The 15,388-nt window shown below is 64.0% G+C and carries 15 protein-coding genes and 1 pseudogene; 10 read left to right on the plus strand and 6 right to left on the minus strand.

The window, feature by feature from the left end:
• Window positions 1-46: 46 nt before the first annotated feature.
• The 4 genes from AB4Z43_RS07020 (at window position 47) to AB4Z43_RS07035 (ending at window position 2,866) form a co-directional block, all read left to right on the plus strand.
• The gene (locus AB4Z43_RS07020) at window positions 47-484 is read left to right on the plus strand and encodes a DsrE family protein (RefSeq protein ID WP_441936648.1); all 438 of its coding nucleotides are present in this window, start codon (window positions 47-49) and stop codon (window positions 482-484) included.
• A gap of 61 nt (window positions 485-545) precedes the next feature.
• Entirely contained in the window at window positions 546-1,328 is a 783-nt protein-coding gene (locus AB4Z43_RS07025) for an SDR family NAD(P)-dependent oxidoreductase (protein WP_038649175.1), read from the plus strand.
• A gap of 64 nt (window positions 1,329-1,392) precedes the next feature.
• Window positions 1,393-1,701, plus strand: a complete 309-nt coding sequence (locus AB4Z43_RS07030) for a putative quinol monooxygenase (protein WP_019860734.1) — start codon at window positions 1,393-1,395, stop codon at window positions 1,699-1,701.
• A gap of 67 nt (window positions 1,702-1,768) precedes the next feature.
• On the plus strand, window positions 1,769-2,866 hold the full coding sequence (locus AB4Z43_RS07035; protein WP_064980636.1) for an AbrB family transcriptional regulator: 1,098 nt from the start codon (window positions 1,769-1,771) through the stop codon (window positions 2,864-2,866).
• Between the two features lie 29 nt (window positions 2,867-2,895).
• Here AB4Z43_RS07035 and AB4Z43_RS07040 read toward each other — a convergent pair.
• A pseudogene (locus AB4Z43_RS07040) lies at window positions 2,896-3,796 on the minus strand (LysR family transcriptional regulator).
• Window positions 3,797-3,942: 146 nt separating this feature from the next.
• Between AB4Z43_RS07040 and AB4Z43_RS07045 the strand changes: the two are divergent.
• Window positions 3,943-5,475 (plus strand): MFS transporter, encoded by a 1,533-nt coding sequence (locus AB4Z43_RS07045; RefSeq protein WP_441936651.1) that lies wholly within the window; start codon window positions 3,943-3,945, stop codon window positions 5,473-5,475.
• Between the two features lie 15 nt (window positions 5,476-5,490).
• Here AB4Z43_RS07045 and AB4Z43_RS07050 read toward each other — a convergent pair whose 3' ends face one another.
• Genes AB4Z43_RS07050 through AB4Z43_RS07065 form a run of 4 tightly spaced genes read right to left on the minus strand, consistent with a single transcriptional unit; the run spans window position 5,491 to window position 7,751 of the window.
• Window positions 5,491-5,640: a hypothetical protein gene (locus tag AB4Z43_RS07050; RefSeq protein ID WP_441936653.1), complete on the minus strand. Its 150-nt coding sequence runs from the start codon at window positions 5,638-5,640 to the stop codon at window positions 5,491-5,493.
• The gene (locus AB4Z43_RS07055) at window positions 5,637-5,804 is read right to left on the minus strand and encodes a nuclear transport factor 2 family protein (protein ID WP_223217863.1); all 168 of its coding nucleotides are present in this window, start codon (window positions 5,802-5,804) and stop codon (window positions 5,637-5,639) included. Before AB4Z43_RS07055 ends, AB4Z43_RS07050 begins: the two co-directional genes overlap by 4 nt.
• A complete protein-coding gene (locus AB4Z43_RS07060; protein ID WP_027047313.1) occupies window positions 5,804-6,580 on the minus strand; it encodes an esterase family protein in 777 nt (258 codons plus the stop codon). Before AB4Z43_RS07060 ends, AB4Z43_RS07055 begins: the two co-directional genes overlap by 1 nt.
• 4 nt (window positions 6,581-6,584) lie before the next feature.
• Complete coding sequence (locus AB4Z43_RS07065) at window positions 6,585-7,751, minus strand: ATP-grasp domain-containing protein (RefSeq protein WP_027047314.1); 1,167 nt, start codon at window positions 7,749-7,751, stop codon at window positions 6,585-6,587.
• Window positions 7,752-8,181: 430 nt separating this feature from the next.
• On the opposite strand from AB4Z43_RS07065, the gene leuA reads away from it, so the two are divergent.
• The 4 genes from leuA to AB4Z43_RS07085 all read left to right on the plus strand — a co-directional run bounded on the left by leuA (window position 8,182) and on the right by AB4Z43_RS07085 (window position 13,814).
• Window positions 8,182-9,927, plus strand: coding sequence for a 2-isopropylmalate synthase (gene leuA, locus AB4Z43_RS07070; protein WP_081295866.1), 1,746 nt, complete (start codon window positions 8,182-8,184; stop codon window positions 9,925-9,927).
• A gap of 253 nt (window positions 9,928-10,180) precedes the next feature.
• Window positions 10,181-11,956 (plus strand): tetratricopeptide repeat protein, encoded by a 1,776-nt coding sequence (locus tag AB4Z43_RS07075; RefSeq protein WP_019860741.1) that lies wholly within the window; start codon window positions 10,181-10,183, stop codon window positions 11,954-11,956.
• A 239-nt stretch (window positions 11,957-12,195) separates the two neighbouring features.
• Window positions 12,196-12,999: an alpha/beta fold hydrolase gene (locus AB4Z43_RS07080; protein ID WP_019860742.1), complete on the plus strand. Its 804-nt coding sequence runs from the start codon at window positions 12,196-12,198 to the stop codon at window positions 12,997-12,999.
• 200 nt (window positions 13,000-13,199) lie between these two features.
• A complete protein-coding gene (locus AB4Z43_RS07085; RefSeq protein WP_027047315.1) occupies window positions 13,200-13,814 on the plus strand; it encodes a hypothetical protein in 615 nt (204 codons plus the stop codon).
• On the opposite strand, the gene AB4Z43_RS07090 is transcribed toward AB4Z43_RS07085, so the two are convergent.
• Window positions 13,798-14,727 carry a metallophosphoesterase family protein gene (locus AB4Z43_RS07090; protein WP_081295907.1) on the minus strand — a complete coding sequence of 310 codons (930 nt, stop codon included), beginning with the start codon at window positions 14,725-14,727 and terminating at the stop codon, window positions 13,798-13,800. The two genes, AB4Z43_RS07085 and AB4Z43_RS07090, sit on opposite strands and share 17 nt — an antisense overlap.
• A 71-nt stretch (window positions 14,728-14,798) precedes the next feature.
• Between AB4Z43_RS07090 and AB4Z43_RS07095 the strand changes: the two genes are divergently transcribed.
• Window positions 14,799-15,293 (plus strand): NUDIX domain-containing protein, encoded by a 495-nt coding sequence (locus AB4Z43_RS07095; protein ID WP_064980641.1) that lies wholly within the window; start codon window positions 14,799-14,801, stop codon window positions 15,291-15,293.
• Window positions 15,294-15,388 lie beyond the last annotated feature (95 nt).

A 15,388-nucleotide genomic window follows, 5' to 3' on the forward strand; every position in this document is an offset into this window, starting at 1 on the left:
TGCGGCCGCAGCCACGCAAATAGCGGTGAAATCTGAGGAGGATGCCATGCGCAGACGCGACATGTTCCGCGCGGTTCTTGCCGGAACCGGGACGTTTCTTGGCCTGCGGGCCGCGCAGGCCGCGGCGACGGAAACCCCACGGCTGAAGGTTGCCTATCATCTGAGCGATGTGGACAAGGTCAACTTCGTGCTCGGCAACATCAAGAACCACTATGAGGGCACCGGCGGCAATGCCGACATCGTGCTGGTCGTGCATGGCCCGGCCCTGGCGAGCTTCAAGTCGAAGGGCATTTCGGCCGCTATCTCCGGCCGCTTCGCCGGCCTGGTGCAGCAAGGGCTCGAGCCGCAAGCCTGCGGCAACACCATGCGGGGCATGGATATTTCGCTCGCCGACCTGCTCGATGGCTTCCATGCCGCCGACAAGGGTGGCGTCGTGAAGCTCGCGGAACTGCAAAGCCAGGGCTATGTCTATCTGCGCCCCTGAGGCTTGAACACCGGGGTGGCAAAGGCCTACGAAGGGCGGCAGACATCCCGGAGGAACAACAGTGCCAGCCACCAATACACTCAGCATTCCCGATCTCGCCGGCAAGGCGGTGCTGGTCACCGGTGCCTCGACCGGTATCGGCGCGGCCCTCGCGCTGGCCTATGCCGCGCAGAAATCCAGGGTGGCGCTGCATTACAATTCGAGCCAGGAGGCCGCCGAGAAACTCGCCAAGACCATTCGTGACAGCGGCGGCGAGGTGTTCCTCGTCCAGGGCGACTTCTCCGTTCCCGCCGACGTCGAGCGCGTCGTCGAGGACAGCGCCCAGCATTTCGGCCGCCTCGACGGGCTGGTCAACAATGCCGGCGGCATGCTCGGCCGCATACCCTACGCCGAACAGACCGAAGCGCATTACGACGCTGTGATGGACCTCAACGCGCGTTCGGTGCTGACCGCCTCGCGCAAGGCGATGCCCTGGCTGAAGAAGCAGGGCGGCTTCATCGTCAACACCTCGTCAATTGCCGCGCGCAACGGTGCCGGCGGCGGCGCCGGCCTCTACGGCTCGGCCAAGGCCTTCGTCTCCAATGTCACACGCGGCATGGCCAAGGAACTGATCGGCTTCGGCATCCGCGTCAACGCCGTGGCGCCCGGCACGATTCTCACCCCTTTCCATGAGCGCTATTCGACCGAGGAGCAGATCAAGGGCATGGTCGCCACCATTCCGCAGGGCCGCGCCGGCACGGCGGAAGACTGCGTCGGCGCTTACCTGTTCCTCTCGTCGGACCTGCTGAGCGGCTACATCACCGGCCAGGTGATCGAGGTGAATGGCGGCCAGTTGATGCCGTGACCGGCTATCTGCATACTGACGGTCCGCATACTCTTGTCGAAGACTTTGAAGGGGAGACAGCTGAATGTACGGACTGATCGGCAAGATGCGGGCGGCGCGCGGCCAGCGCGACTCGGTCATGGACGTGCTGCGCGCCAGCACCGGCGCCCTGCCGGGCTGCCTGAGCTATATCGTCGCCACCGACCCGGCCGACGCCGATGCGATCTGGGTGACCGAAGTGTGGACGGACCAGGCAAGCCACAAGGCCTCGCTGCAACTTCCGGAAGTTCAGGCGGCCATCGCCAAGGCGCGCCCCTTCATCGCCGGCTTCGAGTTCCAGGTGGAGACCCATCCGGTCGGCGGCTTCGGGTTGCCTGACGGCAAGACGGGCTGAGGCCTTCGGGCAGTTTTTTCAGCACGGCGGGGTTCGCATCGCCGTACTTGGCGTCTAAGACCGAAACATGGATTCCTCGGCGCAGCCTCCCGACCAGCTTGCCACCGAGCGCATAGCGCGTATGGGCAAGCCCTGGCAATGGCTGGTCCTGCTCACCATCTCGGCCCTGTTCGCCAGCGCGCTCGAACTGGCCGCTCTGCCGGCGGCGCTGCTGATCGGACCGATGCTGGCGGCGATCGTCGCCGGCACCAATGGCGCCACGGTGCGGGTGCCGCGCCTGCTGTTCGGCTCCGCCCAGGCCATTGTCGGCTGTCTCGTCGCCGCGTCGATCTCGGCCGACATCTTTCCCGTCTTCTATGCCGAGTGGCCGCTGTTCCTGGGCGTGGTGATTGCGACAGTCGCGGCCTCCAGCCTGCTTGGCTGGCTGATCAGCCGCTGGCGCATCCTGCCCGGCACCACCGCCGTCTGGGGCTCTTCGCCTGGCGCCGCCACCGCCATGGTGCTGATGGCCGGCGCTTTCGGCGCCGACCAACGCCTCGTCGCCTTCATGCAGTATCTGCGGGTCATCTTCGTTTCGATGACGGCGGCGATCGTCGCCAAGATGTGGATCGACACATCGGGCATCGAAGTCCCGCCCATCATCTGGTTTCCGCCTATCGATGCCCAAGCCTTCGCCGCCACGTCAGGTATCGCGCTGGTCGGCGGCCTTGCGGGGAAGCTGTGCCGGCTGCCCTCGCCCTTCTTTCTCGGCACCTTCATCTTCGGCACCGTCGTCCATCTCGGCCTTGGCGTCGAGATGCAGCTGCCGCCCTGGCTGCTGGCAATCAGCTACGCCATGGTCGGCTGGTCGATCGGGCTGAACTTCACCAGGCCGATCCTGCGCCATGCGACGCGTGCTCTGCCGCAGATCATCGCCTCGATCGTGGCGCTGATCGCCTTTTGCGGCGGGCTCGCCTTCCTGATCAGCCATCTCCTGGGCATCGATCCGCTGACTGCCTATCTGGCGACCAGTCCCGGCGGCATGGACAGCGTCGTCATCATCGCTGCCGCGGCGCAGAACGTCGACATCTCCTTCGTCATGGCGCTGCAATCGGCCCGGTTCCTGGTCGTGCTGCTCGTCGGCCCGAGCGTCGCCCGGCTGGTTGCCAGAAGCATCCGGGACTGACAGGCTGCAGCGCTTTCGGTGCCCACTCTTCACCCCCACCGGCCGGCAGCCGCCGCAAGCCGCTCGGGAAGGAAATCGACAAAGACCCGCACCTTTGGCGACAGATGGCGATTGGAGGGCCACAGCATCCGGAACTGGCCACGGCCGTCGATATAATCGTCCAGCACGGTGCGCAGCCTTCCGTCCAGCAACGCCTCGCGGACCAGGAAATCGGGCATGCAGGCGATGCCGAGCCCGGCGACCGTGGCACCCTTCAAGGCCTCCATATTGTTGCAGGTCAGCTTCGAGCGGGTCTGCGGTTCGGCGCTTCCGGTCGTGAATGGCCACTCCAGCAGCCTGCCGCTGTTGAGAAAGCGAAAGTTTATGCCGAAATGCCTGGTGAGATCCGCCGGTTTGTCGGGCGTGCCATGGCGCTCGAGATAGGAAGGCGCCGCGCACAAAAGCATACGAAAGGGTCCAACGGGTCTCGACACCAGTCGTGAATCGGGCAGCTCGCCGCTGCGGATCGCGACGTCGATACCTTCCTCGATGACGTCGACCACGCGGTCGTTGAAATCGATGTCGAGTTCGATCTCGGGATAGCGGGACATGAACTCCGACAGCACCGGCAAAAGCAGATGATAGGTGACAATCGGGGTCGAGACGCGCAGCCGTCCGTGCGGCGTTTCCCGCGTCCGCGACAGCATCGCCTCGGCATCGTCGATGTCGTCGAGGATGCGGCGCACCCGCTCATTGAACAGCCTGCCCCTCTTCCGTCAGGCCGACGCGCCGCGTGCTGCGCTGCAGGAGCCGCACGCCGAGCTCCTGTTCGAGCCTTGCGACGCTCTTGCCGACGGCGGAAGCCGAAATGCCGAGCGCCCGGCCAGCAGCGATGAAACTGCCAAACTCGGCGGTGCGGGCGAAGGCCAACAGGCCACTGAGACGATCCATCGTAATCTTCCATTCGAGCGTTTCAGTCCGGTATATCAGGAGATATAATACCATTTTTCCGGAAAGGCTGCTGACCTATCTTGTCGTTGCGACGGCGCCGCGACCCACGCGCATGCCGACGGATGCTGCTTCAGATAGGAAAATTCATGACCTCGAAGACCACAACCGGCCCAGCCGAGCGATGGCTCGTGCTCTTGTCGGTATGCCTTGCCGCGATGACCATGCCCTTGACCTTCACCGGCCCGGCCGTCGCACTCTCACGCATCGCGGCCGATCTCGGCGGCAGCCCGATCGCGCTCAACTGGGTGACGAACGCCTTCATGCTGACCTTCGGCGCCAGCCTGATGGCGGCTGGAGCGCTGGCCGACAACCACGGCCGCAAGCGCATCTTCCTCGCCGGCCTCTGCCTCTATGTCCTGGCGTCGCTCGGCGCGATGCTGGCGCCCGGCATCGTCTGGTTCGACATGTTCAGGGCCGCGCAAGGCATCGGCGGTGCCTTGGCCTTCGCCGGCGGCGCCTCCGCACTTGCCCAGGAATTCGAAGGGCCGCTGCGGCTGCGCGCCTTCTCCTTCCTCGGCACAAGTTTCGGCATCGGCCTCGCCTTCGGTCCGATCGCCTCGGGCTTGCTCATCTCCGCATTCGGCTGGCGGTCGATCTTTGTTCTGGTGGCAGTGCTGGCGATTGCCTCGGCGGTGCTTGGCATGCGCACTATCCGGGAATCGCGCGACCCGGATGCGACCGGCCTCGACTGGGCGGGAGCCGGCACTTTCACGACAGCACTGGCCTTGCTGACCTATGGTGTATTGCAGGCGCCGCAGAGCGGCTGGACCGATCCCCTGGTCGTCACGCTGCTCGCCGCGGCAGCCCTCTTCTTCGCCGCTTTTATTATCGTCGAGCGACGCGTGCGCCGGCCAATGCTCGACCTCACGCTGTTTCGCTTCCCCCGCTTCGTCGGCGTCCAGTTCCTGGCGGCGGCGCCCGCCTATGGCTTCGTCGTCCTGCTGGTGCTTCTGCCGATCCGCTTCATCGGCATTGAAGGGATGAGCGAGATCGAGGCCGGGCAATTGATGATCTGCCTTTCGGGGCCGTTGCTGATCCTGCCCTTGCTTGCCGGCCAGCTGGCGCGCTGGATCGCTCCGGCCACGATCTGCGGCGCTGGCCTGCTCATCACCGCCGCCGGCCTCCTCTGGCTGAGCCTGACGCCGCCGGTCGCCGTCGCGCTTGTGGCGCCGCTGGTGCTGATCGGTATCGGCATCGCTTTGCCCTGGGGACTGATGGACGGGCTCGCCGTCAGCGTCGTGCCGCGCGAGCGCGCCGGCATGGCGGTCGGCATCTTCAACACCACGCGTGTCGCTTGCGAGGGCGTGGCGGTGGCCATTGTCATGGCGACCCTGTCAGGCTTCACCGCGGCGCAACTCGCTACTCGAGGAGCATCTTCCAGGGATGCGGCCGCCGCGGCGCAGCTGTTGGTGACCGGCAATGTCGGTGAAACGGCGCAGCATCTGCCAACGGCCAACGCCGCAACCCTGGTCCAGGCCTATGAGACGGCCTTCGACAGGCTGCTGATCGTGCTGGCGGCAATCACCATCGTCACCGCCCTCGTCGTCTTCCTCGGCCTGCGTCGCGGATCGGCGGCGCAGCACGAGCCTGTTTCTGTGCCGGTTTGCCAGGAAGGATAGCTGGCTCAGCCTTTGTCAGGTGATGACAAGGCTCGCTATACGGTCGCCATCCAGCGTGAAGGTCATGTCGCCCTCGCCGTTGAAGCCCTTGCCCTCGACGGCGATGCGACCGCGATAGACGCCTTCCGTCGGCGTGATGCCGACGACGCTCAGGTTCGACTTCACGCCGATATTGTCGGACTGGTTCCGCGGGCGATCTGCTCGCGCCCCTGGAACGATCGTCCCCAGTCGCTCAAGAATGCGTCGTCGGCAAAGGTGTTGAGAAAGGCTTCGGTATCACCTTCATTGGTGGCCTCGACAAAGCGACGGATGGGGTCGGGGGTCGTCATCAATCGAGCCTGTGCATCAGATCATCATCCAGCCAGCGGCCGAAGAAATAGACCAGCTGCTTGTGCCACCATGGCCAGTCATGGCTGACGTCGCCGCCCCAATAGTCGACCCAGGCGGGAATGGATTTGTCGCGCAGGATCTGTTCCAGCTGGCGCGTCTCGACCAGCATGCGCTCTTCCCAGGCGCCCTGCCCGCAGCAGAAGATCAGCCGCAGCGCCTTCAGCCGCGCCAAAAGCTTCGGATCGACGATGCCGGGCAGGTAATCGAGCGGCGAGTTGTAGAAGATGTCGCCCTCCAGCGCCTTGCCGAAGAAGTCGCGAGCCGAATAGACCCCCGACAGCGAGATGACGCCACTGGCGAGTTCGGGAAAGCGGAAGACGAAATTCGACGAATGGTAGCCGCCCATCGAACAGCCTGAAAACAACGGCTTCAGTCTGCGCCCGCCATTGGCAGCCGATGCGGCGGACAGGATTTCCGGCAGCGCCTCCTCGCGCATATAGCGGAAATAGGCCTCGTGGCGGCCGATGCGATGCGCGGCGTCGGCATGCTTGTCGAAGAAGGATTCCGAATCGATGCCGTCGACCGTGAACAGCTGGATGCGGCCGGTATCGATGAACTCGGCCAAAGCGCCCACCCCGCCGGAATCCTCGAACTGGTAGAACCGCCCCTGCGAGGTCGGGAACACCACCACGGGCCGGCCGGCATGACCGTAGCGCTTGTATTCCATGTCGCGGCCGAGCTTGCCGGAGAAATGCTTGTGATAGGAGATGTCCATCGCCTCAGGCCTTTTCCGCATGGATATAGGCGACCGCCTCGCGCAGCGCCGCCTGATCCTTCGAGCGCATCTGATAGGCGTAATTTCCCATGGCGCGGCTGAAAACCTCTTCGATGGCCTGATGGTGGACGATCTTGTCGCGGTGCGCCGCTAGCACGTCCTCATGGCTGTGCAAATAGTGGAGGTGCCGCTTGCGACTGGCATAGGCGGTGAAATACTTGCCCTCATATGGCCCGCCGGCGGCGTCCTTGACCACCATGTCGGCCCATGCCGCGTAGACGTCGATGTCGAACGTGTAGTTGATGGCGTCGGTCATCCAGGCGCCGGGCGGCCGCATGTTGACCTCCAGCGCGATGATCCGGTCGTCCCTGGTCTCGAACAGCTCGATGTGGAAGAAGCGCTCGCGCACGTCGAACGCCTTCAGGATCTTGCGGCCGGCCTCCTCGACCGCTGGCCTGATATGGGGAAAGCAGGTGTAGCTCATATGGCGGTCCTTGTTGACCACCTCCATGACGCTCTGGTCGTAGCGGTGGCTGGCCGCCAGCACCACCTCGCCGTCGCGGTTGACCAGCCCGTCATAGGTCACCACCAGCCCCTCGATGAATTGCTCCATGACGAAGGTCACGTCCTCGGGCTTGTCCCGGAAGAACTGGTCGAGCTCCCCTGTGTTGGAGATCTTAAAAGTGTTGGAAGCGCCAGAGCCGCTGTCGGGCTTCACCACCACGGGATAGCCGACGCGGCGGATGAAAGTCATGGCGCCGGCGCGGTCGGAGCATTTGCGCTGCGCGATGGTCTCGACGCCGCTCTTGCGGAAAAAGGCGCGCATGCGGCTCTTGCGCTTCAGGTTCTTCACGAAATCGAGCTTGGTGCCGTAGATGTTGAAGTCGGTGCGGATGTTGGCTTCCAGCTCTAGCCAGTGTTCGTTGAGCGATTCGAACCGGTCGACGCGGCCCCATTTGTGGATGAAATGCCCCATCGCCCGGAACACCGGATCGTAGTCCTCCATGTCGGCGACGCGGTAATATTCCGAAAGCGCTGCCTTCAGCCTGCCGTCAAGCGCGTCATAGGGCGCATCGCCAATGCCGAGCACGGTGGCTCCGGCCTTCTTCAGCCGGTCGCAGAAATCGGCGCCGTTGGTCGGAAAATGCGGCGAAAAGAACACGAAATTCATCGACAACCACCTCCCGGTGACAGGGCACCGCAGCCCCGTCGGCATCCAAGTCTGGCGCATTTGCGGCGCCTGGGGAAGAGCACCGGCATTTGGGATAATGTTCAACGGATTCAGCCCCCGCTTGCCTCTGCCGGGGCGCTCCTGTATGAGAACCGGCATGAACACGCGCGCCACCATCGCTTCCCGTCAGACCGGCTTTGCCGGCGAGACCGTGCGCGCGCTTGCCTCGACCCTGCTTCTTCTCGGCCTTATCGGCGATCGCCGGGTTCGCTGAAGGAGCGCCCGGCGGTCGAACCGCCGCGCAAGCGCATGCTCCTTAGCCAGTCTCAAAATTGGCAGTCACATCAAGCGAACGAAAAAATCTGGTAAAGGCGCCACTCGCCAGCCATCCGTCCGAGACGGATCCGAGGGCCGCCGGGAGAACAAGACGATGAACGCACGAGAACAGATCCGCCCTGATGCCGCTGTAGCAGGCAAGCATGTCGAACCAGCCCGCGGCATGCCCGACGCGGCCCGCAAATACCAACCCTATCCGACCGTTGGCCTCACCGACCGGACCTGGCCCTCGAAGGTCATCGACAAGGCGCCGATCTGGTGTTCGGTCGACCTGCGCGACGGCAACCAGGCACTGATCGACCCGATGGGCCATGAGCGCAAGGCGCGCATGTTCGGCCTGCTGCTCGACATGGGATTCAAGGAGATCGAGATCGGCTTCCCCTCGGCCTCGCAGACCGATTTCGACTTCGCCCGCTGGTGCATCGAGGAAGGCAACGTGCCCGCCGATGTGTCGCTGCAGGTGCTGGTGCAGTGCCGGCCCGAGCTGATCACGCGCACCTTCGAGGCGCTGAAGGGCGCCACCAACCCGATCGTGCATTTCTACAATTCGACCAGCGAATTGCAGCGCCGCGTCGTCTTCGAAAAGGATGTCGGCGGCATCAAGCGCATCGCCACCGACGCGGCCAAGATGATCACCGACATGGCGGCCAAGGCCGGCGGCGGCTATCGCTTCGAATACTCGCCGGAAAGCTTTACCGGCACCGAGCTCGAAGTCGCGCTGGAGATCTGCAACGCCGTCACCGAGATCGTCAGGCCGACGCCGGACAACAAGCTGATCATCAACCTGCCGTCGACGGTCGAGATGTCGACGCCCAACATCTATGCCGACCGCATCGAATGGATGTGCCGCAATCTGGACGCCAGAGAGAACCTGATCATCTCGCTGCATCCGCACAATGACCGCGGCACCGGCATCGCCACCACCGAACTCGGCTTGATGGCGGGCGCGGACCGCGTCGAAGGCACGCTGTTCGGCAATGGCGAGCGCACCGGCAATGTCGACATCGTCACGCTGGCGCTCAACATGTACACACAAGGCGTCGATCCGGGCATCGACTGCTCCGACATCAACCGGATGAAGGACGTCTATGAATATTCGAACCAGTTGAAGATCCCCGAGCGTCACCCCTATGTCGGCGAACTCGTCTACACCGCCTTTTCCGGCTCGCACCAGGACGCCATCAACAAGGGCATGAAGGCGCTGAAAAAGGCCAACACCAGCCTCTGGGAAGTGCCGTATCTGCCGATCGACCCGGCCGATGTCGGCCGCAGCTACGAGGCGATCATCCGCATCAACTCGCAGTCCGGCAAGGGCGGCATCGCCTATGTGCTGCAGGCCGATTACGGCCTCAATCTGCCGCGCAACCTGCAGATCGAATTCAGCCAGGCGATCCAGGCGATCACCGATGCCGAGGGCAAGGAAGTGCCGGCCAAGCGCATCTATGAGCGCTTTCTCGAAACCTATGTCGACCAGCCGGGCGCGCGCCTGAAATTCCTCGACCACCACACCTATCCCGATACAGTGGTCAAGGGCCGGCGCGTGGTCGAGGCAGTGATCCTCGACAAGGGCAAGGAAGTGACCATATCAGGCACCGGCACAGGCCCGATCGACGGCTTCGTCGATGCACTGTCACGCCATGTCGGCGTCGAGATGTCGGTGCTCGATTATTCCGAACACTCGATGCAGCGTGGCTCCAATGCATCCGCCATTTCCTATGTCGAAATGGAATATCCCGGCGGCAAGCTGTTCGGCGCCGGCATCAACACCAACATCGTCGCCGCCTCGCTGGAAGCGGTGACGTCGGCAGCCAACCGCATCGTCGGCCGCAAGCCGCGGTAGCATCTACCGACGATTGGCGCGAGAGATCACAGCCACTCTCGCGCCAGCCATTTTTTCAAGCCGAACAAGGCCTTGGCCTCAAACGGCTGACACCGGCGGCACACCAATCCTGTAGCCGGCATCGGCAGCGTCATTAACCACCGGAAAATTATCCGGTGAGGTATGCGATCGCATAACGGGTGTATACTTGTGTGGTGGTGCGAGCCCTATATGATCGCGCCTCAACCTGTGCCGACTTCGAGAGGATCGACACTTGCAGCATGCCACGCCTGCCGCCCCCGCAGTGCGCGAGACACTGGAGCGACTGCTTGCCAGCGAAACGTTCGGACGGTCCGAGCGCGCGCGCAAGCTGATCCGTTATCTCGTCGAACGCGAGCAGGCCGGCGAAGCCGACAGGCTCAAGGGCTTTTCCATCGCCATGGACGTCTTCGGCAAGGACGGCGATTTCGATCCGTCGACCGATGCCGTGGTGCGGGTGCAGGCAGGCCGGCTGCGCGAATTGCTGCAGCAGTATTTCGCCAATGAAGGCATCGCCGAGCCCGTCCGCATCGCCATCCCACGCGGCGGCTACGTGCCGGCCTATGAGCTCAACGCGATCCGTCTGCCGGAAGTGGCCAAACCCGCCGAGCAGGCGCCAGCGGCAGCAGCTCCAGCCGAGCACCCCAATACTGCCGACGAGGCCGTTGCGCCCGCCGCGTTGCTGGCGCCGGCGGCGGCACCCGCGCCCTCTGTGGCGCGCCATCTCACGTTCTTCTGGATGGCGATCGTTGTGGTCATCGCCATGCTCGGCGTCCTGATCCTGCGCCAGGGCGGCGGCGCGCTGCTCGCCGGCGGCGATCTGCCGGCGACGTTCGAGAGCGCCGGCCTGACCAGCAGCATCGCGCCGTCCCCGGCCAGCGAGGCCCTGCCGCTCGTCTACATCGCCGTCAAGGCCAGCGGCGCGGACGCCAGCCGCGTCGCCGCGTCGTTGCGTGCCGGCCTGAGCGGCTTCGATACCATCGACTTTATCGGCCGCGACACGGTCGACAAGACCGACCCGGTCGCCAGTGCAACGAGCTTCATGTTCGATGTCCTGCCTGGACCGGGCGCGGGCGAGATCACCATCGAGCTGCAGAGCGTGGCGACCGGACGTGTGCTTTTGTCGCGCAACCTGACAGCCGCCGACAGCGCGCCATCGGCCGTCGAGGACCGTATCGCCGGCATCCTGAGTTCGGCACTGCCCGCGTCCGGCACGATCTACAACTATATCGAGCAGAGCGGCATTCAGAACGGCCTGACGCAGTGCCTGCTGCTCAACGGCAAATACTATCTCGATCAGAACGCCAGAACCCACGAGGCCGCCTATCGCTGCCTCGAAACCCTTGCCGAGAACGGCGCAAAATCGTCGCTTGTTTACTCCGAGCTCGCCTCGCTGCACCTCGAGGCCGTGAACGACCATTACGCCTATCCGCCGGATGCGACGATCGAGAAGGCGATGACATTCGCCCATCGCGCCGTGCAGATGGGCCCGACCAGTCCCTATGCGCATCGTTCCTACGGCTACATCAATTCGCGTCTTGGCAATGCCGACGAGGCGCTGCGTTGGATGCGCAAGGCCCATGATCTCAACCCCTATGACGTCTCCATGGCGGCCGCCTATGGTTATGGGTTGGTCTTCGCCGGCCGCTACGCCGAGGGAACACCCCTTCTGGCTCATGCGGTGGATGCCTCCAGCGGCCATCCGACATGGTGGGATTTCGGGCTTTTCGCCGGCGAGTTGATGCTCGGCGACACGAGCAAGGCCGCGATCGCCAGCTCCGCACTGAGAACCACGGCAACGAAATCGCACTATCTTGCCGCCCGGCTGATCGGCGCCAGGATCTCCGGTCAGGACAGCCTGGCACGCAAGCTGCTCGATGAACTCACCGCCAAATTCCCCAAATTCGCCGCCAATCCGCGCGCGACCTTCATCGACCGAAAATATCCGGCCGACCTGACCGAGCGGCTGGTCGGCGCCTTGCGCGCCGCCGGGCTCGGCGACGCCAGCTGAAGTTGAACAAACACCGGCCGTTGGACCAATGGAATTGCCGGGCGGTCGCGCACGGAGAACAAGGGCCCCCAATCGGGCTGATTTGCCGGCTTCCGCTGGACAAACCCCATTGAATTACAGGCTCGCCTTCGCGAACAATCGCGAAAATTTTACTGGCTATGACGCTGGGTGAAGCGCAATCCAGCCGCATTTGGTGTCAGGTCCGCGCTTTTCACAATCTGCAACAAGCTCCCACCTTCATGATTTCATCGCTCTATGCCGCCGAACAAGGATCTGGTTCGAAGACCATCGTCCTGCTGCACGGTTTTGGCGGTAGCCACAACGTCTGGCGCGACGTGATCGCCTCGCTCGCCCCTTCCGCGTGCACGCTTGCCTATGACCTGCCGGGACATGGCCTGTCGTTCGACTTTGCCGGTGCCGGGCCCGCAAAGGTGGCAGCAAGGGCGGTTCTTGCCGACCTTGCGGCACGCAAGGTCAAACGCATCCATCTCGTTGGTCATTCGATGGGCGGAGCGGTGGCGACCTTGATGGCTCTGGCCGAGCCAGAGAAGGTGGCCTCGCTGACGCTTCTGGCGCCTGGCGGCTTCGGCCCGGAGATCAACGGGCCGCTGTTGCGCCGCTATGCCGCCGCACGGAGCCCATCCGAGATCCTCGCCTGTCTTGCCGCTATGTCGGGTCCACTGGCGCGACCTTTTGATCACATCGCCGATATGCTCTGCGAGATGCGCAAGCGGCCCGGACAATCGGAAAAACTCGTCGAGATCGCCGCCGCCATGACCAGGGACGACCGCCAAGGCGTCATCCCGCGTGAACTGTTGGACAGGCTGGCCATACCGGTGATGGTGGTATGGGGCAGTGATGACGCGGTGCTGCCCTTCACCCAGGCCGACGACCTGCCGGCGCGCTTTCATGTGCATCACGTGCTGGAGGCCGGCCATATGCTGATCGAGGAAGCGCCCGATCTGATCGCCAGCATCATCCGGCGCAATATGAACCGTCGCGCCAGGCCCGTTCGCCCCAAACTCGCCGCGGCGGCCAGTTGAGTTGCTTAATGCATGTCGCCCAAAAGTGACCTCGGTTTTGGGAGAACGACGTGCATGAAACAAAGATCTGAAGCGCGTCGCGCAACGCGACGCGCTTCAGCGCAACATCCCAGACCGCCTCTGTCCGCTTCATCTCGCCAGTGCATTTTGCCGGCGTCTGTGTTAACCCCGTGTTAACCAAACCCGCGAGGCAGACGCCGATGAAGGACGCAGGCGAAAAGATCGATCCGTCAAGAAAACTGTCCGATGCCATCCGTGATGTGAAGAACGCCTTCGCTGACCGCGACGATGTCGTCGTCGACATGCGCGAGGCGCATCGCATGCGCCTCGATCTCCTGGCCGCCGAACTCGCACCCGTCTTTGCCGATGTGCCCGCCGACATGGACAATTTCGACTTCGTCGTTTCGTCAGGGCTGCAGCCGCGCCTGTGGATCGATGCCGTCAGCCATGTCGCTATGGGGCGCGACCGCCGCACCTACCGCTTCCTCAAGGACACCCGCATCGGCCGTGTGGTGCTTGCCGAATCGACCGAGATGAAGCCAGTTGCCGATTCCGTGACCCGCTATGTCGCCGAGCGCATCGTCGAGCGCCAGAGGATGATGGAGGGCGGGGTCGAGCCGGCCGTCGCCGCCATGAGGCGCGCCGAGGTGGCTGAGGCCGAGCCGCCGCTGCGGTCGCCGCAACGCGGCAAGGGCTGGTCGGCCTTCCTGTCAGGCCTTGGCCTGGTCGCCGCCGGCGCGCTGGTCGGCCTGGCGGTGTCGGTCGCCTTGTTCTGGGACCGCCTCGTGGCGATGGTTTTCAGCCTGCGGCCATAGAAGCGCTGGCCTCCACACCCAGTTCCAAGGTCTGCAGATCGGCGGGCGGTATCGCCGGCCCGGTCAGGCCGCGCCGCGTCAGGCGGATGCGCCAATTGCCCTTTTCGCCATCGATATCGAACAGATTGTACTGTGCGGCCGGATGCTTGCCACCCGGCGCCTGGCCAGCGGCGGCGACACCGACCACTGGAACCTTGGTGCCGCGCAGCCCGATCTGGAACAACGACGGCAGATGCGAATGACCGTGCAGGACGAGCTCCGCACCGTTCTTGCGAATGACCTTGTGGAAGCGGGCGATGCCGAACAGCCGCTTGTGCTGCGAAACGGCGCCGCGCACCGGCGGATGGTGGATCATGATCGCGCGAAACAGGCCTTGCCCGGCCGTATCGCGCAGGATCTTGCCGAGCCGGTCCGCCTGCCCTTCCATGAAGAAGCCATTGGCCATGAAGGGGGCCGTGGCGCGCGCCGTCGAGACGCCGATCAGCGCGACATTGCCGCGCACGCGCAGATAGGGGAACGCGTTGCGGTCGACCGGCGTGTTGACGCCGTCGCCGCTCATCCAGGCCGCCCATGAGCGGCAGACCTTGTCGAAGGCGCCGGGCACATAGGCGTCGTGGTTTCCCGGAACCACGGAAACGTCGTTCGGCGATCCCAGCGTCTCCAGCCAGTGCTTGGCCATCTCGATCTCGCCGTCGAGCGCCAAATTGACGAGGTCGCCGGTGACGGCGAGGTGGTCGGGGTTCTGCGCCTTGATGTCGGCGGTGATGGCGTCGATGACGGCGTCATGCATATGGCGCCGGCGATTGCGTTGCCAGTTGACGTAGCCGAGCACGCGCTTGGAGGCGAGATCGCGATAGGATACATCGGGGAGCGGCCCCAGATGGACATCTGAAATATGCGCGAGCCTGAACATCCATCCCTCATAGGCGACCAGCGCCCCGCTTTCCACTCAAGGTTTCCTTATCACCCACGGTTTCGCACCTGATGGCAAATCCGGACGACATCTTCCGCCAGACCGGCTGGTCGGGTTTGCGGGCCAGGTTGTTCCATCTCTATTTCGTACTGCGGCGGCCAATGACACTCGGCGTGCGCGGCCTCGTCCATGATACCGCGACGAATTCCGTTTTCCTGATCCGCCATACCTATGTGCCCGGCTGGCAGCTTCCCGGTGGGGGCGTCGAGGTCGGAGAAACGCTGGCCGAGGCGCTGGTGCGCGAACTCGCCGAGGAAGGCAACATCGCGCTGAACGCGCCGGCGGTGCTGAAGTCGATGCACTTCAACCGCCGCTCCAGCCGCCGCGACCATGTCGGCTTTTACGTCATCGAGCACTTCAGTCAGACGATACCGAAGCTGCCGGACCACGAGATCGCCGAGGCCGGCTTCTTCCCGCTCGATGGTTTGCCGGAGGGAACGACGCCGGCAACGCTGCGACGTATCGCCGAGGTTTTTGAGGAGGAACCCGCGTCGCCCTATTGGTAAGCATCCCTTTCCTGAAGGCCGAGCTTGACAGACAGGCTCGCATCAACACGGAAACCTTCCGATAGCGACGATCCCCGCCGCGGGGACTGCAGATC

Origin of the sequence: Mesorhizobium sp. 2RAF45 (assembly GCF_052115225.1) — a bacterium.
Lineage (GTDB): Bacteria > Pseudomonadota > Alphaproteobacteria > Rhizobiales > Rhizobiaceae > Mesorhizobium > Mesorhizobium jarvisii.

What these genes read in the sequence shown, in the direction of transcription:
- AB4Z43_RS07020 (WP_441936648.1), top strand. Translation starts at nt 47, where the DNA reads ATGCGCAGACGCGACATGTTCCGCGCGGTTCTTGCCGGAACCGGGACG.
- AB4Z43_RS07030 (WP_019860734.1), top strand. Translation starts at nt 1,393, where the DNA reads ATGTACGGACTGATCGGCAAGATGCGGGCGGCGCGCGGCCAGCGCGAC.
- AB4Z43_RS07035 (WP_064980636.1), top strand. Translation starts at nt 1,769, where the DNA reads ATGGATTCCTCGGCGCAGCCTCCCGACCAGCTTGCCACCGAGCGCATA.
- AB4Z43_RS07045 (WP_441936651.1), top strand. Translation starts at nt 3,943, where the DNA reads ATGACCTCGAAGACCACAACCGGCCCAGCCGAGCGATGGCTCGTGCTC.
- AB4Z43_RS07055 (WP_223217863.1), bottom strand. Translation starts at nt 5,804, where the DNA reads ATGACGACCCCCGACCCCATCCGTCGCTTTGTCGAGGCCACCAATGAA.
- AB4Z43_RS07060 (WP_027047313.1), bottom strand. Translation starts at nt 6,580, where the DNA reads ATGGACATCTCCTATCACAAGCATTTCTCCGGCAAGCTCGGCCGCGAC.
- AB4Z43_RS07065 (WP_027047314.1), bottom strand. Translation starts at nt 7,751, where the DNA reads ATGAATTTCGTGTTCTTTTCGCCGCATTTTCCGACCAACGGCGCCGAT.
- leuA (WP_081295866.1), top strand. Translation starts at nt 8,182, where the DNA reads ATGAACGCACGAGAACAGATCCGCCCTGATGCCGCTGTAGCAGGCAAG.
- AB4Z43_RS07080 (WP_019860742.1), top strand. Translation starts at nt 12,196, where the DNA reads ATGATTTCATCGCTCTATGCCGCCGAACAAGGATCTGGTTCGAAGACC.
- AB4Z43_RS07085 (WP_027047315.1), top strand. Translation starts at nt 13,200, where the DNA reads ATGAAGGACGCAGGCGAAAAGATCGATCCGTCAAGAAAACTGTCCGAT.
- AB4Z43_RS07090 (WP_081295907.1), bottom strand. Translation starts at nt 14,727, where the DNA reads ATGTTCAGGCTCGCGCATATTTCAGATGTCCATCTGGGGCCGCTCCCC.
- AB4Z43_RS07095 (WP_064980641.1), top strand. Translation starts at nt 14,799, where the DNA reads ATGGCAAATCCGGACGACATCTTCCGCCAGACCGGCTGGTCGGGTTTG.